This is a genomic window from Agathobaculum massiliense, assembly GCF_900291975.1.
GTDB classification, from domain to species: Bacteria; Bacillota; Clostridia; order Oscillospirales; family Butyricicoccaceae; genus Agathobaculum; species Agathobaculum ammoniilyticum.
Genome location: NZ_OMPN01000001.1, coordinates 2190245 through 2208317, shown reverse-complemented (window position 1 = coordinate 2208317; position 18073 = coordinate 2190245). Strand labels below are relative to the sequence as shown.

The window sequence follows — 18073 nt, the reverse complement described above, 5'->3', positions numbered from 1 at the left end:
TTACCCTCCCTTATTCTTTCTCGCCAAGAACCAGCGTGATGTGCGAGGTTCTCTTGAGGATTCTGAACGCACGGCCCTGGGCGCGCGGCATCACGCGCTTCATGATCGGGCTGGGACCGACGTGTACTTCCTTGACGTACAGCTTGTCGGTGTTCATGTGATGGTTGTTCTCCGCGTTGGCAACCGCGCTCTTGAGGAGCTTCTCCATCGGCTCGCAGGCCGCCTTGGGGGTATTCATGATAATGGCCATCGCCTCGCCCGCATCCTTGCCGCGGATCAGGTCGCAGATCAGCTTGACCTTACGCGGGGTCATGCGCACGTTGCGTACAATAGCTCTTGCTTCCATGTTTCCTTAACTCCTCCTTACTTGCCGTTATTGGAGGTCTTGCTGCCCGCGTGACCCTTGTAGGTACGGGTGGGAGCAAACTCGCCCAGCTTGTGACCAACCATGTCCTCGGTGACATACACCGGAACATGCTTGCGGCCGTCATGCACCGCGAAGGTGTGGCCGACGAACTCGGGGAAGATCGTGGAAGCGCGGGACCAAGTCTTGAGGACCTTCTTCTCGCCCTTTTCATTCATTTCAACGACTCTTTTGATAAGCTCAGGAGCCACAAAAGGGCCTTTCTTGACACTTCTGCCCATATTACGTTAACTCCTTTCTTACTTGCCGTTACGACGACGCACGATCTGCTTATCCGTGCGGTGGTTCTTCTTGCGGGTCTTGTAGCCCATCGCCGGCTTGCCCCACGGGGTAACCGGAGACGGACGGCCGATCGGGCTCTTACCCTCGCCGCCGCCGTGCGGGTGATCGCACGGGTTCATAACAGAACCGCGGACGGTCGGGCGGATGCCCATGTGGCGGGTGCGGCCGGCCTTGCCGATCTGCACGTTGGCATGGTCGGAGTTGCCCACAACGCCGATCGTCGCCTTGCACTCGAGGCGGACGTAGCGCAGCTCGCCGGAGGGCAGACGGACCATCGCCTTGCCATTCTCCTTCGCCATCAGCTGCGCGCCAACGCCAGCGGAACGGACCAGCTGCGCGCCCTTGCCAGGATACAGCTCGATGTTGTGGATCATGGTACCGACCGGAATGAACTCAACCGGCAGGCAGTTGCCGGGCTTGATGTCGGCATCCTTGGAGGAAACGACCTTGTCGCCGATCGAGAGGCCGTCCGGCGCGAGGATATAGGCCTTTTCGCCATCCTCATACTGGACGAGCGCGATATTGGCCGAGCGGTTCGGGTCGTACTCAAGCGTCATGACGGTCGCCGGCATATCCAGCTTCTGGCGCTTGAAGTCAATGATGCGGTACTTTTTCTTGTTGCCGCCGCCGATGTGGCGGACGGTGATGCGGCCATAGCTGTTGCGGCCGGCGGTCTTCTTGACCTTTTCGAGAAGGCTCTTCTCGGGCTTCACCTTGGACAGGCCCTTGTAGGACAGCACAGTCATATTTCTGCGTGAGGGCGTCGTCGGGTTGAAAGTCTTGATAGCCATTTGGATTTTCAACTCCTTAATAACTCTGTATCTTATCGGGGTGGCATCCCCATACACACGCGAACCATGTCCGCGTCATTTCATCGCGCCGCGGCGGCGCGTCCTCGTCCGCTGTGCAGACGAGAGGGAGTATCGTAAAAAGTTTCTTCGAAACTTTTTACTTATATAAGGGGGACGGAGTCCCTCCTATACGCTTTTACATCATGTTCTCGAAGATCTCAATCTTCTTGGAGTCAGGGGTCAGGGTGACGACCGCCTTCTTGACGTCCGGACGCTTACCGACGTGGACGCCCATGCGCTTCCACTTGCCCGGCAGCTTAATGGTGTTGACCTTCATGACCTTGACGCCGAAGATCTGCTCTACGGCCTTTTTGATCTCAATCTTTCCTGCGTCGGCAGCGACCTCAAAGGTGTACTTGTTGTCCTGCAGGCCTTCCATCGAACGCTCGGTGATAACCGGCTTCTTGATAATGTCGTAAGCGAACTTCATTATGCGTACACCTCCTGGAGCTTCTCGACAGCCGCCTTGTCGATGATGAACTTGTCGGCGTTGAGGATTTCATATACGTTGAGGGTGGACGCGATCGTCGTGCGGACGCCCGGGATGTTGGCCGCGGACTTGACGACGTTCGTGCGGACCTCGGGGGTGACGACCAGGCTCTTGCCGGTAGCCTCGACAGACTTGAGGAAGCCCGCGAAGCTCTTGGTCTTGATCTCGCCCATATCCAGTCCGTCGATCACAATGATCTCGCCGGCAGCCGCCTTGGCGGACAGGGCGGAGAGCATGGCCAGGCGCTTGGTCTTCTTGGTCAGGCTGTAATTGTAGGAACGCGGCTTGGGACCGAGCGCGATACCGCCGTGCGTCCACTGCGGAGAGCGGATCGAGCCCTGACGCGCGCGGCCGGTGCCCTTCTGGCGCCACGGCTTGATGCCGCCGCCGCGGACCTCAGCGCGGGTCAGCGTGGACTGCGTACCCTGGCGCTGGTTGGCCAGGTAATTCTTGACCGCTGCGTGTACAACCGCCATGTTGGGCTCGATGCCGAATACGGCCTCGTTAAGCTCCATCTCGCCGGTCTTCTTGCCGGTCATATCAAAAACTGCTACTGTAGGCATTCGTTGCTCCTCCTTCCCTTACTTTCTCGCGGAAGCCTTTTGCGGGTTCTTGCTGATGCCAGCCTCGCCCTTGGCAACCTTGTTATTCTTGACGGTGTTCTTGAGCACTACGATGCCGCCCTTGGGACCCGGAACCGCGCCGCAAACGGCGATCAGGTTAAGCTCCGCGTCAACCTTGACAACGTCCAGGTTCTGAACAGTGACCTGCTCGGCACCCAAGTGGCCGGGCATCATTTTGCCCTTCATGATCTTGGACGGGTCGGAACACGCGCCCATCGAACCCTGATGACGGTGCATCGGGCCGGCGCCGTGGCTCATCGGGGAGCGGCCCGCGTTAAAGCGCTTGATAACGCCTGCGTAGCCCTTACCCTTGGAAGTGCCGGTCACGTCGACGTAGTCGCCTTCCACGAACATGTCGGCCTTGACCACATCGCCAAGCTGGAAAGTGGAGCAGTCCGCGAAGCGGAACTCCTTGAGATACTTCTTCAGAGACTCGCCCGCCTTCTTCAGGTGGCCTTTCTCCGGCTTGTTGAGCTTGCGCTCCTTGATATCCTCAAAACCGAACTGAACCGCGTTATAGCCGTCCTTTTCCTCGGTCTTGAGCTGGGTGACGACGCAGGGGCCCGCCTCGATCACCGTGCAGGGGATGACCTTGCCGTCAGCGTTGAAGATCTGGGTCATGCCGACCTTCTTGCCGATGATTGCTTTCTGCAGCATAGTGTTTTTCCTCCTTAAAGGTTATTGGTTGACGGCATTTGGCCGCCAACATGACCTCGCCGCGCGTATCGCGGCAGGGCTTCAAGCAGCCGGTTGGGTTAGTCCGTCTGCCTGTTGACAAAAGGAATCATAAGATGAAACCGCCATGCGGTTTCCCGTAAAAAGTCCAGCTTTGCCGGACTTTTTACACCCCGACCCAGCCGCCCTGGACGGCGTCATTCGGGTAACGAAGATCGGTTTCTTCCGGAACCGACCTTCGTATATAGGGGGCTTTTGAAGCCCCCTATAGGGGTTTAGAGTTTGACCTCAAACTCCACGCCCGCCGGCAGGTCGAGGGTGGTCAGCGCCTCGATGGTGGCCTGATTCGGGTTGATGATGTCAATCAGGCGCTTGTGGGTGCGGCGCTCGAACTGCTCGCGGGAATCCTTGTACTTGTGTACCGCGCGCAGGATGGTGACGATCTGCTTCTCGGTCGGCAGCGGGATCGGGCCGGAGACCTTCGCGCCGTTGCGCTTGGCGGTCTCGATGATCTTCTCCGCGGACTGGTCGATCAACTCGTGGTCGTACGCCTTGAGACGAATGCGGATCTTCTGTGCGTTTGCCATTTTGGTTTTCCTCCTCGTATGTGTGCCATACATTAAATAATGTTTTGACTCGCTACGGAGAGAAACTGCAACCCCGCCGTGCGTATCACGGTCGGGCATGAAAATAACCGGGGCGCACTGATAGTGTAACGATCCGGTCACAATAAGAAACGTAAGTGGTTCAGGCCATCGGCTTTGCGGCGCACGCGCCGCAAGTCCCGAATTTACGCAGGAACATTGCGTTTTTGCCTGGAGGCACTCTGTCCTCTCGGCTGATAGCAGTTATCTCAACCGCCCGATTGTCGGACCTACTCCGCCGAAGTTACCTGCACAGGGCAGCAATCTCCGGCATCATCGCGTTTTACCTGCTTTTGCAGGTGCCTTTATAGATTACTACAAGCATTTCCCAAAGTCAAGCGTTTGAACAAAATTTCTGCAATTTTTTTGTGAAAGCCTCCAAAATTTAATTCCCTGCGGCCGCAGGCACAAAAAAATGGCGGCCGCACCGCCATTTTTCCGTATCCCCCCTTTTCCGCAGCCGCCTTATCCGACGGTCACGATCAGGAGCCAGCTTTCCGCTTTGCTGTCCAGCGTCAGCCCCAGCCCTTCGTACGCGGAAACTTCAAAGCCCGCTTCCTCCAGCGCCTTAAAGGTGTCTTGGATCGTAGCCATGCTGTTGTCCAGCAGGAAATAAGATACCGTTTCATCCGTGGAGAGCAGTTCCCCGCCTATGTCCGGCAGCTCGCCCGTGCCGCTTGCCAGATAGCAGTGCGCCACACTTACGCCGCTCAACGCTTCCGGCAACGAAAATGCTTCCGTCTCACCGCCGGCCTGCATCACCGCCGGCCCCGAATCCCGCGGCTCGACCGCGCCGCCGCCAGCCGGCACGGCCGTGTCCGCATGGTCCCCGCCGTCCTCTCCGGCCGGATTCTCCGCTCCGCTTTCCGGAACGCTGTACGATTCCGGCGCCGCCGGTTCCGCTGGCGGCGCTTCGCCGGCGTCTGCCGACGCATCCGCCGCCTTCTCCTCCTTCGCCAGCGCCGCCTGGTCCGCAGCATCCTCTACGGCCGCACGCACGCCGCCGTTCATGTCCAAGCCCTCCGTAGCGCCTGCCGCCGTGGAGGCGTTCGAGGCGCTGACGCCCGCGCCCATGTTCACCATGCCGAACACCTGTCCCACGCCGCCGCCCAGAACCGCCAGCACGACGACCGCCGCTGCCGCGACCATAGTGAATACTGGCAGCCTGCGCGCCGGCTTTTCCGGCTGCACGACCCGCAACTTCGCCTCCTGCTCCACACACTGCATAATCTTTTCGTGCAGCCCGTCCGGAAGCGCCGCTTCGGTCGAAAACAGCGCGTGCATCTGCTCCAAATCCTGTTTCAGCGCGGCGCACGAGGGACATTCCGCCAGATGCGCCTCCAGCTTTTCCCGTTCGGAATCAGTCAGCGTACCGTCAATGCTGTTTGAGCAGAGCTGCTCATAATATTCCTTATCGCTCATGCGTCCCCGCCTCCTTTCGATTCATTAGACGCGGTAGACGGCAAAAGGTTCCCCCGCCGCAGCAAAACCGTGCGCAGCGCAAGCCGCGCGCGCGACAGGCGCGACTTGACCGTTCCCTCGCTGATCTCCAGCACCTCTGCGATCTCGGTGTAGCTCAAGCCGGATACATCGCGCAGCAATACGATCTGGCGATGCTCGCCGCTCACTTCGTCCAACGCGGCGGCCAGCTCGCGCCCAAGCTCGCTGTTCTCCAGATGCTCCTCCGGCGTGGGGGCGGTATCCGGTATCGGGCGCTCCGCGTCGTCCTCTCCCACAAGCGGCTGGGTCTGCGGCTGCGCATGCTTGTGTCGCGCAAAATCGACGCACAGGTTCATCGTGATCCGGAACAGCCAGGTGGAAAACCCGCTGTCCCCCCGAAAGGACTCGATCGACCGCCACGCGCGCAGGAACACCTCCTGCACGATGTCCGCCGCGTCCTCCGGCGAGCCGGCCGAACGCAGGGCGACCGCGTAAACGCGCTTTTCATACAGCCGCACCAGTTCTTCAAACGCCGCCACCTCGCCGCGGCGCGCTCTCGCCAGCAAATGTTTTTCGTCCATGGGCTCCCGCCCCCTTCCTGATGTCAGGCCCCGTCACGCCTGCACAGCGCGCTTGAGCTCCTCGGCCAGCGGATAAAGCTCTTCCAGCCGTTCCAGCGCGCAAATGCGTGTTTTGAAGGCCTTGAGCCCGCTCTGCCGTTTTAGATAGCAGTTTACATGGCGGCGCGCCTCCAGCATGGCGACGCGCTCCCCCTTTTGCTCCGCCGCCAGCTCGATCTGCCGCACCGCAGTATCGATCCGCTCCGCAAACGGAGGCAGCGGCGGGCAGACGCCGGTTTCCAGCAGCGCGTTCGCGCGCTCGAAAAGCCACGGGTCGCCCAACGCGCCGCGGCCGATCATCACCATATCCGCGCCGGTATGCCGGAGAATGCGGACCGCATCCTCCGGCTCGGCCACATCACCGTTGGCGATGACCGGTATGGAAACCGCCTCCCGAACCGCGCGGATCGCGTCCCAATCCGCCGTGCCGCTGTACTGCTGCGCGCGCGTTCGCCCGTGTACCGTGACCGCCGCCGCGCCACACCGCTCGGCCATGCGGGCAAAGTCCACGCAGCACACGCTCTTCTCGTCCCATCCCTTGCGGAACTTGACCGTGACCGGCACATCGACCGCGCTGACGACCGCTTCGATTACGCGCGCCGCCAGCGCGGGGTCGCGCATGAGCGCAGCCCCGTCCCCGTTGTTTGCGATCTTGGGCGCGGGGCAGCCCATATTGATATCGATGATATCGCAGCCGGACACCGCGCGCGCAATCCGCGCTCCCTCGGCCATGGTTTCCGGCTCATGCCCGAATATCTGCGCCGCGGCCGGATGCTCGTCTGCCGCCAGCGACAAAAGCGCAGGCGTTTTCTTATCCTGATAGCAAAGCGCCTTGGTGGAAACCATCTCGGTCACGGTAAGCGCCGCGCCATGTTCCCGACAGATTTGCCGGAATGCGCGGTCGGTCACTCCGGCCATCGGCGCCAGGACCAGGCGCCCGGCGAGCATAACAGAACCGATTTGCATGTCTCTCCCCCACTGCGTATAATTTGACACAGTATATTTTATCACAAGCCCCCACTAAATGCAAATTGCAAAGTGGTGACAAAACAAAAACCCCCTTTCGGGAGTTTTTACAGCATGGATAATATTTTTTCGCTAAAGAAATAGCCGAACGAGATCAGCACGGTGTTCCACGCCGCGATGCCGATTGCGGACCAGCCGACGAACCACTTGACCGGCATCCGAATCAACCCCGCCGGAATGGAAACAATGGTGCGCAAAACCGGAATGATACGGCAGAACGCCAGGCCGCGCCCATGCTGCGCATCAATATACGCATGGCATCTTTTGACGAAGGAGCGGAATTTCTCGCTTTTGCCGAACAGCTTTTCCATGATCGGCTCGCCACCCCAATAGCACAGGCCGTAAATCACCAAGCTGCCGAGGAGGCCGAACACCACGCTCAGCACGATCGTCAGCACCAGAGACAACTCGCTCTGCGCGATCAGCACCCCGATGGATGGCATGATTACCCCCGCTGGAAAGCCGGGCAGATTCATATATTCGCAAAAGATTACCGCACAGATCAGGATCAACCCGTACTGGTGGAAAAGGTCAAAAAATACCTCGGCCGTCATACGTCCGCTCACTCTCCAACGCTTGATTAAGCATAGTATAACAAGCGGCCCCTGCCAAAACAAGTGACAGAGGCCGCAATTTTCAATCTATTTACAAACGGACCGCCGAAGCGGCCCGTTTCCGCGCCCGTCCGCTTATGCCGGCTCAAATTCATCCTTGCCGACCGCGCACAGCGGGCATACCCAGTCCTCCGGCAGGTCCGCGAACGCGGTACCCGGCGCAACGCCGTTATCCGGATCGCCCTCGGCGGGGTCATATATATAACCGCAGATCTTGCAAACATACTTTATCATTTTTTGATCTCCTTTATCTTTTAATATCTATTATTAATATAATCTTTATGCTATCTATTGTCTACCGTAAAAATATACAATAATCCGGCGTATTTTCCAGCAGTTTTGACCGATTTGTCAAGCCAGCAGCCAAATCACCGACCAAGCCGCGCTCGCAAGCATGCAGCCCGCTGCAAAAGCGCAGGCGATCTGCCAGAACGCAAAACGCCGTTTGTACCGCGCGGAACGTCCCGCCACATACCCGTTTGCAATCCTGCACGCTTCGCGCACCACATCGCCGCGCGGAACCGTGTAATCCCGCACCAGAAAAATCGCCTGTTCGAATAAGCCGTGCGCATCCGGCTGCACGACCACCACGCGCCGGCTCACGCCCTTGACCATGGTAAATCCCTCCCTTTTGCAGCAAGTATGCCCAAAAGGGAGGGATTTAACCATATCCCGCCGTATTTTTACAGCTGCGCCCGCTTTTACCTCACAGCCGTTCTATGCGCATCACCAGCGCGGTCCGGTCGTCGTCATGCCCGCGCCCTTTCGCTTCGGTCACCAGGCGGGCTGCCAGTTCTTTCGGGCTTTCCCCCGCATGTCGGACCAGCAGCTCGCGTACCCAGCCGTCGTCCAGACCATCCGAAATCCCGTCGGACAGCATGATGTACAGGTCGCCATGTCCCAGGCGCAGCGGCACCGGCTCGCCCAGCGCGTCCTCTTCCGCCAGGCCGACAGGCAGCGCCTTGCCGGAAAGCATGGTCCACTGACCGCCCGCGCGCAGATAGGAGGGCGCGGCCCCGCATTTGAGACTTTCCGCCTTTCCGCTGAACAGGTCGACGGTCAGCACGTCAAGCGTGACAAACCGCGTCCCATCCGACCGCAGCCGCAGCGCGGGCGACACCGCTTTCAGCGCGTCCGCCGGCGTAATCCCCGCACGCAGGAACCGCTCCATCGAGGTGACCAGCATCCGGCTGTCCTGCGCCGCGGCCGCGCCCGAGCCCATCCCGTCCGCGAGCAGCAGGCAGGCCACGCCCGCGTCGGTCAGGAAATAGCATCCGCTGTCTCCGGAAACCGCCGCGTCCTCCTTTTGCTGCCGCCCGATACCGACGACCGCGCGGAACGGCGCGCGCTCACGCAGCACCAGATGCGGCCCCAGCTCGTCCTCCAGCCGTTTGGGCTTTGTCAGCCCGACGCCCAGCAGCGCGGACAGACCCGCGGAAAACCCCTCGCCCTGCTCCAGCACATCCCGAATACCATCGCCGTACAGCTCCACCACCAGCCTACCTTGCGCGTCCCGCACCACACAGACCCGCTCGATCCATCCGAACGCGGCTGCGTACCGGCGCACCTGCTTCTCCATCACCGGCTGCGCGGCAACGTCCCGCGTCGCCTCCGCGCCAAGCTGACGGAGGATATCCGTAATGCCCGCGTACTGCCGGGCCAGCAGGCTTTGGTTTTCCTCCTGCTGCCGCCGAAGGCTCTGGCGCTCGCGGAGCGCAAACAGCGCGCTGTTGATCGCGCGCATCAGCTCGGGCAAATGCACGCAGCGCGACGCAAAATGGTACGGGAAGTCGGACAGCTCGGCCCTGCCCCGCTTGAGCATGGGCTGAGTCACGTCGTTGAGCGCGGAAAGCGTGGTCACATAGTCCCGCTGCCAGCACTGCGAGCAGAGGACGCAGTTTTTGCACACCCTATCGCTCGCGCGGTCGAATACCGCCCGTACATTCTGATCCCCCGCCGCCTTCCCCTCGGTCACGCCGTTGAGCATGGCCAGATACATTTCGTAAAACGCCTGCGCGGCCTCGGTCGCGCACTTGCCCGCGGTCTGCCGCACCTGCTGCCGCGCGGATTCTCCCATCAGCGTGTCGGGCAGGAGCGTCTGCCGGAGCGCGTTCCACACCAGCGGCGGCATCGCGGCGAACAGCCCCACCGAGCAGACCTGCTCGATGACCAGCGGGATAAACAGCGCATGTTCCACGCCCAGCATCGCCGCACAGACGCCGGAGGCGAGCGCGCAGACCGCGAACCACAGCCGCCCCTGGTCGCGGAACAGACCGGCAATCAGTGCGCACAGACCGTAGCAGCAGGTGAACAGCGCACCGTACCCGACCGCGAGATCCATGGCCGCGCCAAACGCCACGCCCGCCGCCGCGCCCGTTGTGGACCCGCCGAGGTAAGCCGCAGCCAGCGCCAGCAGCAGCGCCACGACCCGCGCGGGCGCGAACAGCCCGAACACCGTCAGATCGGAAAGTGACAGCAGGACGGTTGCCGTTACCGCCAGCAGGGTGGCCGGCCGTTTCCAGTCGTTCTCCTCACGCGGCGGGGCAAGCGCCCCGCCATAGATCCAGCAGGCAGCGAAGGTCAGCCCCTGAACGGCGATAAAGGTCAGGAGCGCCGCCGTGTCGAGCGCCGCGCCCGCAGGCAGGAACACAAAGGTACACGCCGCTCCGGACAGAGTTGCTACCGTGGGCGCAAACCACCTCCGCTCCATGACACGCAGCCCCGCGCACACGCTCATCACACATAGCACGAGCAGGGCCGCGGCGGCATACAGCCCGCTTTTGATCCCGCCGCCGAGCAGCATCGCGCCGAAAAACATGCCGCCGATCGCGCTCAGCCCCGCCCCACGCGCCATCAGCGCGGAGGCCATCGCCAAACCAAAAGGGGCATAACCTCCGAGCACCGCGCCGCGCGTCAGCACCGCGCACAGCACAAACCGCTGCACGCCAGTCAACAGCGTATGCAGGTGCTCCTCGTTCCAAAGCTGCGCCGCCCGCGCCGCGGCGCGCCCGATGAGCTGCGGCGCCGCTCTTTTTGTTTTCTGCTTGTCCATTTTCGTTATGCCTCCCTTGTTTTTCCAGTATATCCCAAACAATTTGCAGGCTTTGCCGGAAAATAAGAGGGGGAATAGTATTTTTGCGTATTTTATCCCTGTGGGGCGGAAAACAGGGCGCAAAAAAGAGGGAGGAAAGACCGTTTCGGTCTTTCCTCCCTCTGCTGTCAGTCATTACAGCGCCGCAGCGCGCCTGCAGTGGTCGACAAAGATATCCCCTACCGCGTCCAATTCGCCCAGGCCATACAGATGGGTCTGCACCTGATAGCCCTCGCTCTCCAGGCGGCTCTTCCAACTATCCTCTCCCTCCCCCGCCAGGTCGTTGTGCGCATGGTCGCCTGCAACGATCATCAGCGGCGCAAGGTGAACCTGCGCGATCTCGCGCTGGTGCAGGCGGGACAGCACATAGTCAAGATGCGGAAATCCCTCGACCGTGCCGACATACACACGCTCCGCGCCGTGGTAGCGGAACGTGTTTTCCACCAGCGCGTACGCCGCGTTTGCCGGATGCGCAGAGCCATGCCCCATAAAGAGATAGGCCTCGTCCCTGTCGAGCCGGGGCATGCGGGCGAGCAGGGCTTCGGTCAGGCGCAGATAGTCGCCCGTCCCCCACAGCAGCGGGTCGCCCGCCAGCAGCTTCTCAAAACGGCCGCAGAACGGCCGAAGTTGGCGCAGCATCTTTTCATACTCCTGTCCGAAAATGACATGCAGGCTTTGGCACCGCACCTCATCGTAGCCCGCCGCCGCGAGCCGCTCCAGCAGCTCCTCCGGCTGCGGGATATGCACGCCCTCCTCCCGCTCGATCCTGCGCGCTACCATCTCCGAGGTAAACGACCGGTAAAAATCATGCGTCGGGAACGCGCACCGCAGCCGCTCCTCCAGCTTTTCAATCGCACGGCGCGCCTCCGGCCAGGCCGTGCCGAAGCTGACGACCACCAGCGCTTTTTTTCCCATATTTAAAATCCCTCCCGTTCAATCAACTGGTACAGCAGCGCGTTGACGATGGCCGCCGCGACGTTCGAGCCGCCCTTCCTTCCCCGCGCGATGATATACGGCGTCTGCCCGCCGATAAAAAGCTCCTTTGCCTCGACCACGTTGACAAAACCGACCGGCACGCCAATCACAAGCGCGGGCGACACCGCCCCCTCCGCGATCAGCTCGTGCAGCCGGATCAGCGCGGTCGGCGCGTTCCCAACGGCGAAAATGAGCGGGCCGTCCAGCAGCGCGGCATACTCCATCGAAACCGCCGCGCGCGTCACGCCGCGCGCCCCTGCCGCGCGCGCCACGGCCCCATCCGCCATATAGCAGACCGCCCGCCCGCCGAGCGCCTGCAGAGCGCCCTTATTCACGCCCGCCAGCGCCATATTCGTATCGGTCACGACGGTCGCGCCCGAAGCCAGCGCTTCCCTGGCCTGTCCAACCGCGCCGGGCGAAAACGCGAGGCTGTCCGCGTAGTCGAAATCCGCCGTTGTGTGGATGACCCGCTTGACCACTTCGGACTCCCCATCCGGAAACGTCCGCTCCCCCAGCTCGGCCGTGATAATGGCAAAGGAGCGTTTTTCGATATCCTGCGGCCGCATGTGTCCATTCAAAATTCGATCCCCTCCCGCGCGGCCACGCCGCGGTCGAACGGATGGCGGCGGGCGGCCATTTCCGTGATATAATCGGCGCGCGCGCACAGCGCTTCCGAGGGGCCGCGGCCAGTCATCACCACCTCTAATGTTTCCGGCCGTCCGTCCAGGAACGCCAGCACTGCCCGCTCCTCCAGGAAGCCGCAGGATACTGCCGCGCACACCTCGTCCAGCACGAGCAGGCGCGCGCCCTCGCGCACGGCAAAGCCCGCCGCCGCCTCAAACATGCGGGATACCGCGTCGGCGGTCCGGCGCTTCTCCTCCTCCGTCATCTGGAAGGAGAACTTACCCACCGGATTGGCCGCCAGCACGGTCACGTTTTTCAGCCCCGCCAGCGCGCGGCACTCGCCCGACGTCCCGTCCTTCAAAAACTGCGCGAACACCACCCTGCCGCCATGCCCCGCGCACCGCACAGCCAGCCCGACCGCGGCGGTCGTTTTTCCTTTCCCTTCGCCGCAATACAAATGAATCAGCCCTTTCATCCGTTTCCCTCCAGTATCCGGTAAATATACCCCATATCCAGCGCCCGCCGCACGGTATCCGCCAGCAGGTCGTACTGTCTTTCCTTATATCGCGCCGTGTCGCAAGCCGTGTCTGCCAGCGTCACGCCCCTGCGCGCGGCCAGCGCCTGCACCAGCGCCTGCGCCGCGTCCGGCATGTCGAACAGGCCGTGCAGATAGGTGCCGTAAGCGCTGTCCGCCTGGCACCCGTCCCAGAACGACGTTCCGTCCGCGCGCGTCAGCCGGATCAGCGGCAGGGCGCCCGCGTCCCGCGCGGTTTCGCCCATATGGATCTCATAACCGGACGCGCCCGCGCCCGATAAGCCGCGCAGCACGCCCCCGACCGTACCGAACGCGCCGCTTGCCTGCGCCGTGGTCTTGACCGGACGGAACACGGTTTCCACCGGCAGCAGCCCCAAGCCACGCATGACTCCGCCGCCCTCGGTGTTTTCCGGATCGGATACGGCGCGCCCCATCATCTGATAGCCGCCGCACACGCCGAACACCGGCACGCCCGCCGCGTGCCGTTTGAGAAGCTGAGCTTCCATGCCGCTTTCACGCAGCCATTTCAGGTCCGCGAGCGTGGATTTGGTGCCGGGCAGCAGGATCAGGTCCGCGCCCTCGAGCTGCTCCGGCGCGCCGGCATAGCGCACGCCCACTCCCTCAATCCGTTCGAGCGGGGAGAAATCCGTAAAGTTGGACAGCCTTGGCAGCCGCACGACCGCGATATCCACGAGCGCGGGCGCGCCGCACGCGTCCAGCCGCGCGGAAAGGCTGTCCTCATCGTCGATGTCGAACCGGCCATAGGGTACCACGCCGACGACCGGCTTGCCGGTCAGCCGTTCCAGTTGTGTCAGGCCCGGGCGCAGGAGCTCTACGTCGCCCCGAAATTTGTTGACGATCAGGCCCCTGACGCGCGCCTGTTCCTCCGCTTCAAGCAACGCCACCGTGCCGTACAGCGACGCGAACACGCCGCCGCGGTCGATGTCGCCCACCAGCAGCACCGGCGCGTCCACCAGCTTCGCCAGCCCCATGTTGACGATGTCGTCCTGCTTGAGGTTGATCTCCGCCGGACTGCCCGCGCCCTCGATCACAATGATATCGTACTCCGCCGCCAAGCTGTCGTAAGCGTCCCTGACGATCGGAAGCAGCGCCTTTTTTCCGCCCCAGTACTCGCGCGCCGTGCGGTTGCCGCACGCCTCCCCCATGACAACCACCTGCGAGCCGGTGTCGCTCGTCGGCTTGAGCAGGATGGGGTTCATCCGCACATCGGGCGGGATACCCGCCGCCTCGGCCTGCACAACCTGCGCGCGGCCCATCTCTTTCCCACCTGCGGTGATAAAGGAGTTGAGCGCCATGTTCTGCGATTTGAACGGCGCGACGCGGTACCCGTCCTGCCGGAAGATGCGGCACAGCGCCGCGCACAGCAGGCTTTTACCCGCGTTCGAGCAGGTCCCCTGCACCATGATGCACCTTGCCATCAGCACCCCTCCTTTCGTATTGCGTCCAGCGCGGCGAACAGGCGCGCGGTATCGTCCCCGCTCCTGACCGCCGTGCGGTAATAGCCCGCGCCCAGGCCGCGGTAATTGGCGCAGTTCCGGATCAAAACGCCGCGCGCCGCGAGCTTTTCGTGCAGCGCCGCGTCCCCTGACCGGAACAACAGGAAGTTCGCTTCGCCCGGGCAGACGGCCAGCCCGCGCGCCGCAAGCCCGCCGGAGAGCCGCGCGCGTTCCTCCGCGATACGCGCCGCGACCCGCGCGGCCCATTCCCGTTCGCCCGCCGCCGCCGCGGCACACGCCTGCGCGACCACCGATACGTTCCACGGCTGTCCCGCACGATACAGCGCTTCGATCAGACCAACGTCCGCAGTCATACACCAGCCGAAGCGCACGCCCGGCACCGCGAACAGCTTGGTATACGCCCGCAGCAGAATCAGATGCGGGCTGCCCGCCAGCAGACCTTTCAGCGTGTGCCGCGCCGCGTCCTGCAGGAAGTCTACAAAGCACTCGTCCACGATCAGGCGCGCGCCGGCGTCCGCGCACCGCGCCGCGACGGCGCGCAGCAGAGCCGGCTCGACCGTGCGGCCGGTCGGGTTATTGGGGTTGCACAGGTAGACCACGTCGGTTTCGGGCGTGATATCGGATAAAATGCGCTCCGTGACCGCAAAGCCCTCGTCTTCACGCAGATAATGGAAGCGGATATCCGCGCCCGCGAGCGTGCGCTCATACTCGGCGAACGCCGGCGCGGTGAGCAGCGCCCTGCGGGGGCGCAGCGCCGCCGCCAAGCGGTCGAGCACGTCCGCCGCGCCATTGCCGCAGTACAGGAAGCCGTCGGGGACGGCCTCGGCCGCGCCGATGGCGCGCCGCGCCGCGCGGCAGAACGGGTCGGGGTAGCGCGCGCAGTCCTCTATCGCCCTGTGCATCGCCTGCCTGACCCGCTCCGGAATGCCGAACGAGCTGATATTCGCGGACAGGTCAAGCGGTTCGCCGCCGTACCGCTCGGCATAGGAATACACATCACCGCCGTGTACATATTCCGGCATCGTCAGCCTCCTTTCCCTTATCCGAACGGCGGCCAGCCGGTGGTCAGTCGCACCGCTGCTCCAAGCGCCAGCGCCAGTGCTGACGCCGCTGTCATCAGATCCGCCGCGCGCAGGATATCGCTGCGGCTTATCTCCTTATCCGGATCGCCGAACGCCGCCTTTTTGACCGTTTTGCCAAAATAGCTCGCGTCCCCGCCCAGCCGGATATGCAGCGCGCCCGCGCAGGCCGCCTCGGTCTGTCCGGCGTTCGGGCTTTTGTGGTGGTTCCGGTCGCGACGGAAGATGCGCAGCGCGTTGCGGTTGTCCATGCCGAGCATGCCCGTACCCGCGATCAGGCATACTGCCGCCAGCCGCGCAGGGATAAAATTGAATATATCGTCCATGCGGGCGGAAAACTTGCCCAGATACTCGTATTGGTCGCTGTGGTAGCCGACCATGGAGTCCAGCGTGTTCACTGCCTTATACAGCAGGCCGAGCGACGCGCCGCCGAGCAGCATATAGGCCAGCGGCGCAACCACGCCGTCGGTGGTGTTTTCCGCGATGGTCTCGACCGCAGCCTTGATGACGCCCTCCCGATCGAGCGCGCCGGTGTCGCGGCCGACATACATAGCGACCGCCTTGCGCCCCTCGTCCAGCGAGGCATCGAGCGCGGTATAAACGTGCCGCCCCGCGTCCGCTAGGCTTTTGCGCGCAAAAATCAGCCAGCAGAGCAGCGTCTCCGCGCCGAAGCCCAGCCAGAAGTGTACACCCCGCAGCCAGCGCAGCAGGAAGAGCGGCGCGGCAAAGCTCACGCCGCACACCACGAGCCACAGCAGCACGCCCGCTACGGTCTCGCCGCGCGGCGTTTTGGGGAACACCCGCCGCAGCACGCGCTCGCACCGCGTAATCAGCCGCCCAATCAGACACACGGGATGCAGGGCGCTGTTCGGGTCGCCCAGCACCCAGTCGAGCACGAAGCCGAGCAGCACGGCGCAGGTCAAATACATGGTCTCTCTCCTTTAATATATTGCGGCAGGCCCGCGGTCACGCGCACAACCGCGTCCGCCTCCGCCGCGAGCGCGCAGCACAGCCGGCCGGCCGCCTCGCGCCAGGTTTCGTCCGCGCGGTCCATCGGCACGATGCCGCAGCCAACCTCGTCGCAGGTTACGGCGCAGCCGCGCAGCCCGCCGAGCAGCGCCATGGGGTCGCGTCCCGCGTCCAGCTCGTCCCGCACGCGCGCGTGCAGGCCGGTGACCAACGGCAGGTTCGGATACAGCCGCGCGGCCAGCGCGGCCTTTCCCTGATGCGCGCCGCCGATGAGTAAAACCGTCACAGCACCATCCCTCCAAACGCGGCGCACACCAGCGCCAGCAGCTCCGCAAGTGAAATATAAAAACCGGCAAGATCGCCTGTGATGCCGCCGAAAACATGCACTGTCAAACGGCTATGCAGTATATACCACAGTCCGATCAGCACCAAATAGTGCATAGCGAATATGCCGTTCCCTGTACAATACAGCCACACCAGCAGCAGCACCTCCAGCGCTGCTTCCTCCAGCTTAAGCGTCATATCGACCGCCTTTTTATCGCTGTTTTCCGCAAAGATATGCGCAAGGCCGGTATCTTTGGCGCAGGGTATGGTCACGATCTTGCGTCCCCCGTCGGCACGCGCCACGGCAAACCCAACAAATACCACCGGCAAAAACTGCGGCGTTTGATAGATCTGCGCGAAGCACGCGGTCTCGGCCAGCAGGAACGCCGTCAGCCACAGCGGCCCGAACGCGCCCACATGCGGGTCCTTCAAGATCGCCAGCCGCTTTTCGCGGTCGCCGTAGGAGCAGAGCGCGTCGCAGGTATCGCACAGCCCGTCCAGATGGATGCCGCCTGACACTGCAAGCGGAATAAGCGCCGCGCCCACCGCGTAAAACAGTCCCGCCGCGCCGTATCGCGTACAGAACGCATGCCATACCCCCTCCAGCACGCCGATCAGCACGCCGACAAGCGGCAGAAAGGACAGCGCCCAGCGCATGGTCCGTTTTTCCCACCGCACCTGCGGCACGGGTACGGCGGAATACAGCGAAAACGCGACCAGCAGGCCGCTCCAGGCGCTTTTCAAATCCCTTTCTCCCCTTTCAGCGGCAGCAGGATGCCGCAGACCGATTCGTATACCGCGTCCGCACGCGCGGCAAGCGCGGCGTGCAGCCGCCCGAGCGTGCGGATATAGGCCGCGGTCTCGGGCGGGTAGGCCAGCCCGTCTGAAAACACCTCGTTCGATACGACGACCAGCGTTTCGCAGCAGTCTTGCAGGCGCGCGATGCCTGCAAGGGTGCTGCCGAACGCTGCCTCGCCCGCGCCCGCGGGATCGAACAGCTCGTTAGCGAGCAGGTTGCCCAGGTCCTCAAGCAGGATGCCGTCGTACCGCCGGGGCAGCTCCAGCCCCGCGAGGCCGAGCGGGCGTTCGACCGTTTCAAAGCCCTTGTCCCGCCGCAGGGCGCGGTGACGGGCGATACGCGTCTCCGCCGCCGCGCCAAACGGCTGCATGGTCGCCAGATATAGGCGCGCGCCCGCCGCGGACGCGCACAGCAGCCGCTCCGCGTGTGCGGATTTGCCGCTCGCCGCGCCGCCGGTGACCAATATCAGCATAAAAACGCTCCTTTCTCCCTGCCGGATGGACCAGCCCG

23 protein-coding genes are annotated in these 18073 nt (G+C 63.0%); all 23 read right to left on the bottom strand.

From position 1 onward, the window contains the following. Positions 1–10: 10 nt before the first annotated feature. A complete protein-coding gene (gene rplV / locus DBQ51_RS11300) occupies positions 11–346 on the bottom strand; it encodes a 50S ribosomal protein L22 (RefSeq protein ID WP_107631615.1) in 336 nt (111 codons plus the stop codon). 17 nt (positions 347–363) lie between these two features. After that, a complete protein-coding gene (rpsS, locus tag DBQ51_RS11295; RefSeq protein ID WP_054326968.1) occupies positions 364–645 on the bottom strand; it encodes a 30S ribosomal protein S19 in 282 nt (93 codons plus the stop codon). An 18-nt stretch (positions 646–663) separates the two neighbouring features. Beyond that, entirely contained in the window at positions 664–1497 is an 834-nt protein-coding gene (gene rplB / locus DBQ51_RS11290; protein WP_054326969.1) for a 50S ribosomal protein L2, read from the bottom strand. A gap of 196 nt (positions 1498–1693) precedes the next feature. Then, complete coding sequence (rplW, locus tag DBQ51_RS11285) at positions 1694–1987, bottom strand: 50S ribosomal protein L23 (protein WP_054326970.1); 294 nt, start codon at positions 1985–1987, stop codon at positions 1694–1696. Further along, the gene (gene rplD, locus DBQ51_RS11280) at positions 1987–2610 is read right to left on the bottom strand and encodes a 50S ribosomal protein L4 (RefSeq protein WP_054326971.1); all 624 of its coding nucleotides are present in this window, start codon (positions 2608–2610) and stop codon (positions 1987–1989) included. The genes rplW and rplD overlap by 1 nt, the downstream gene beginning before the upstream one ends. Before the next feature lie 18 nt (positions 2611–2628). Continuing rightward, entirely contained in the window at positions 2629–3324 is a 696-nt protein-coding gene (rplC, locus tag DBQ51_RS11275; protein ID WP_054327053.1) for a 50S ribosomal protein L3, read from the bottom strand. 296 nt (positions 3325–3620) lie between these two features. Beyond that, on the bottom strand, positions 3621–3932 hold the full coding sequence (gene rpsJ / locus DBQ51_RS11270; RefSeq protein WP_054326972.1) for a 30S ribosomal protein S10: 312 nt from the start codon (positions 3930–3932) through the stop codon (positions 3621–3623). 522 nt (positions 3933–4454) lie between these two features. Continuing rightward, positions 4455–5411: an anti-sigma factor family protein gene (locus DBQ51_RS11265; RefSeq protein ID WP_107631614.1), complete on the bottom strand. Its 957-nt coding sequence runs from the start codon at positions 5409–5411 to the stop codon at positions 4455–4457. Beyond that, positions 5408–6010: an RNA polymerase sigma factor gene (locus tag DBQ51_RS11260; protein WP_054326976.1), complete on the bottom strand. Its 603-nt coding sequence runs from the start codon at positions 6008–6010 to the stop codon at positions 5408–5410. The genes DBQ51_RS11265 and DBQ51_RS11260 overlap by 4 nt, the downstream gene beginning before the upstream one ends. A gap of 33 nt (positions 6011–6043) precedes the next feature. Further along, positions 6044–7015 (bottom strand): tRNA dihydrouridine synthase DusB, encoded by a 972-nt coding sequence (gene dusB, locus DBQ51_RS11255; protein ID WP_107631613.1) that lies wholly within the window; start codon positions 7013–7015, stop codon positions 6044–6046. Between the two features lie 107 nt (positions 7016–7122). Next, positions 7123–7629: a DedA family protein gene (locus tag DBQ51_RS11250; RefSeq protein ID WP_054326978.1), complete on the bottom strand. Its 507-nt coding sequence runs from the start codon at positions 7627–7629 to the stop codon at positions 7123–7125. Between the two features lie 135 nt (positions 7630–7764). Beyond that, positions 7765–7923, bottom strand: coding sequence for a rubredoxin (gene rd, locus DBQ51_RS11245; RefSeq protein ID WP_107631612.1), 159 nt, complete (start codon positions 7921–7923; stop codon positions 7765–7767). Positions 7924–8040: 117 nt separating this feature from the next. Then, positions 8041–8304, bottom strand: a complete 264-nt coding sequence (locus DBQ51_RS11240) for a hypothetical protein (RefSeq protein WP_107631611.1) — start codon at positions 8302–8304, stop codon at positions 8041–8043. 91 nt (positions 8305–8395) lie between these two features. Then, on the bottom strand, positions 8396–10741 hold the full coding sequence (locus DBQ51_RS11235) for a SpoIIE family protein phosphatase (RefSeq protein WP_107631610.1): 2346 nt from the start codon (positions 10739–10741) through the stop codon (positions 8396–8398). A 174-nt stretch (positions 10742–10915) separates the two neighbouring features. Next, positions 10916–11695 carry a sirohydrochlorin cobaltochelatase gene (locus DBQ51_RS11230; RefSeq protein WP_107631609.1) on the bottom strand — a complete coding sequence of 260 codons (780 nt, stop codon included), beginning with the start codon at positions 11693–11695 and terminating at the stop codon, positions 10916–10918. A 2-nt stretch (positions 11696–11697) separates the two neighbouring features. Next, positions 11698–12321, bottom strand: a complete 624-nt coding sequence (locus DBQ51_RS11225) for a precorrin-8X methylmutase (protein WP_107631608.1) — start codon at positions 12319–12321, stop codon at positions 11698–11700. Positions 12322–12329: 8 nt separating this feature from the next. After that, positions 12330–12854, bottom strand: a complete 525-nt coding sequence (locus DBQ51_RS11220) for a cob(I)yrinic acid a,c-diamide adenosyltransferase (protein WP_054326983.1) — start codon at positions 12852–12854, stop codon at positions 12330–12332. Beyond that, a complete protein-coding gene (locus DBQ51_RS11215; protein ID WP_107631607.1) occupies positions 12851–14353 on the bottom strand; it encodes a cobyric acid synthase in 1503 nt (500 codons plus the stop codon). Before DBQ51_RS11215 ends, DBQ51_RS11220 begins: the two co-directional genes overlap by 4 nt. Then, the gene (locus DBQ51_RS11210) at positions 14353–15414 is read right to left on the bottom strand and encodes a pyridoxal phosphate-dependent aminotransferase (RefSeq protein WP_054326985.1); all 1062 of its coding nucleotides are present in this window, start codon (positions 15412–15414) and stop codon (positions 14353–14355) included. Before DBQ51_RS11210 ends, DBQ51_RS11215 begins: the two co-directional genes overlap by 1 nt. Positions 15415–15431: 17 nt before the next feature. After that, positions 15432–16400 (bottom strand): adenosylcobinamide-phosphate synthase CbiB, encoded by a 969-nt coding sequence (gene cbiB, locus DBQ51_RS11205; protein WP_107631606.1) that lies wholly within the window; start codon positions 16398–16400, stop codon positions 15432–15434. Then, the gene (locus DBQ51_RS17210; protein ID WP_242977909.1) at positions 16391–16726 is read right to left on the bottom strand and encodes a bifunctional adenosylcobinamide kinase/adenosylcobinamide-phosphate guanylyltransferase; all 336 of its coding nucleotides are present in this window, start codon (positions 16724–16726) and stop codon (positions 16391–16393) included. The genes cbiB and DBQ51_RS17210 overlap by 10 nt, the downstream gene beginning before the upstream one ends. Further along, positions 16723–17508: an adenosylcobinamide-GDP ribazoletransferase gene (locus tag DBQ51_RS11195; protein WP_159068164.1), complete on the bottom strand. Its 786-nt coding sequence runs from the start codon at positions 17506–17508 to the stop codon at positions 16723–16725. Before DBQ51_RS11195 ends, DBQ51_RS17210 begins: the two co-directional genes overlap by 4 nt. After that, positions 17505–18035, bottom strand: a complete 531-nt coding sequence (locus tag DBQ51_RS11190; protein WP_054326989.1) for a bifunctional adenosylcobinamide kinase/adenosylcobinamide-phosphate guanylyltransferase — start codon at positions 18033–18035, stop codon at positions 17505–17507. The genes DBQ51_RS11195 and DBQ51_RS11190 overlap by 4 nt, the downstream gene beginning before the upstream one ends. Positions 18036–18073 lie beyond the last annotated feature (38 nt).

Excerpts from the sequence above, each read along its gene's own strand:
- DBQ51_RS11190 (WP_054326989.1), bottom strand. The coding sequence starts at position 18,035 with ATGCTGATATTGGTCACCGGCGGCGCGGCGAGCGGCAAATCCGCACAC.
- rd (WP_107631612.1), bottom strand. The coding sequence starts at position 7,923 with ATGATAAAGTATGTTTGCAAGATCTGCGGTTATATATATGACCCCGCC.
- rplB (WP_054326969.1), bottom strand. The coding sequence starts at position 1,497 with ATGGCTATCAAGACTTTCAACCCGACGACGCCCTCACGCAGAAATATG.
- rpsJ (WP_054326972.1), bottom strand. The coding sequence starts at position 3,932 with ATGGCAAACGCACAGAAGATCCGCATTCGTCTCAAGGCGTACGACCAC.
- DBQ51_RS11215 (WP_107631607.1), bottom strand. The coding sequence starts at position 14,353 with ATGGCAAGGTGCATCATGGTGCAGGGGACCTGCTCGAACGCGGGTAAA.
- DBQ51_RS11230 (WP_107631609.1), bottom strand. The coding sequence starts at position 11,695 with ATGGGAAAAAAAGCGCTGGTGGTCGTCAGCTTCGGCACGGCCTGGCCG.
- rplD (WP_054326971.1), bottom strand. The coding sequence starts at position 2,610 with ATGCCTACAGTAGCAGTTTTTGATATGACCGGCAAGAAGACCGGCGAG.
- DBQ51_RS11260 (WP_054326976.1), bottom strand. The coding sequence starts at position 6,010 with ATGGACGAAAAACATTTGCTGGCGAGAGCGCGCCGCGGCGAGGTGGCG.
- DBQ51_RS11225 (WP_107631608.1), bottom strand. The coding sequence starts at position 12,321 with ATGCGGCCGCAGGATATCGAAAAACGCTCCTTTGCCATTATCACGGCC.
- rplV (WP_107631615.1), bottom strand. The coding sequence starts at position 346 with ATGGAAGCAAGAGCTATTGTACGCAACGTGCGCATGACCCCGCGTAAG.
- cbiB (WP_107631606.1), bottom strand. The coding sequence starts at position 16,400 with ATGTATTTGACCTGCGCCGTGCTGCTCGGCTTCGTGCTCGACTGGGTG.
- DBQ51_RS11210 (WP_054326985.1), bottom strand. The coding sequence starts at position 15,414 with ATGCCGGAATATGTACACGGCGGTGATGTGTATTCCTATGCCGAGCGG.
- DBQ51_RS11265 (WP_107631614.1), bottom strand. The coding sequence starts at position 5,411 with ATGAGCGATAAGGAATATTATGAGCAGCTCTGCTCAAACAGCATTGAC.
- rpsS (WP_054326968.1), bottom strand. The coding sequence starts at position 645 with ATGGGCAGAAGTGTCAAGAAAGGCCCTTTTGTGGCTCCTGAGCTTATC.
- rplW (WP_054326970.1), bottom strand. The coding sequence starts at position 1,987 with ATGAAGTTCGCTTACGACATTATCAAGAAGCCGGTTATCACCGAGCGT.
- DBQ51_RS11220 (WP_054326983.1), bottom strand. The coding sequence starts at position 12,854 with ATGAAAGGGCTGATTCATTTGTATTGCGGCGAAGGGAAAGGAAAAACG.
- dusB (WP_107631613.1), bottom strand. The coding sequence starts at position 7,015 with ATGCAAATCGGTTCTGTTATGCTCGCCGGGCGCCTGGTCCTGGCGCCG.
- DBQ51_RS11240 (WP_107631611.1), bottom strand. The coding sequence starts at position 8,304 with ATGGTCAAGGGCGTGAGCCGGCGCGTGGTGGTCGTGCAGCCGGATGCG.
- DBQ51_RS11250 (WP_054326978.1), bottom strand. The coding sequence starts at position 7,629 with ATGACGGCCGAGGTATTTTTTGACCTTTTCCACCAGTACGGGTTGATC.
- DBQ51_RS11235 (WP_107631610.1), bottom strand. The coding sequence starts at position 10,741 with ATGGACAAGCAGAAAACAAAAAGAGCGGCGCCGCAGCTCATCGGGCGC.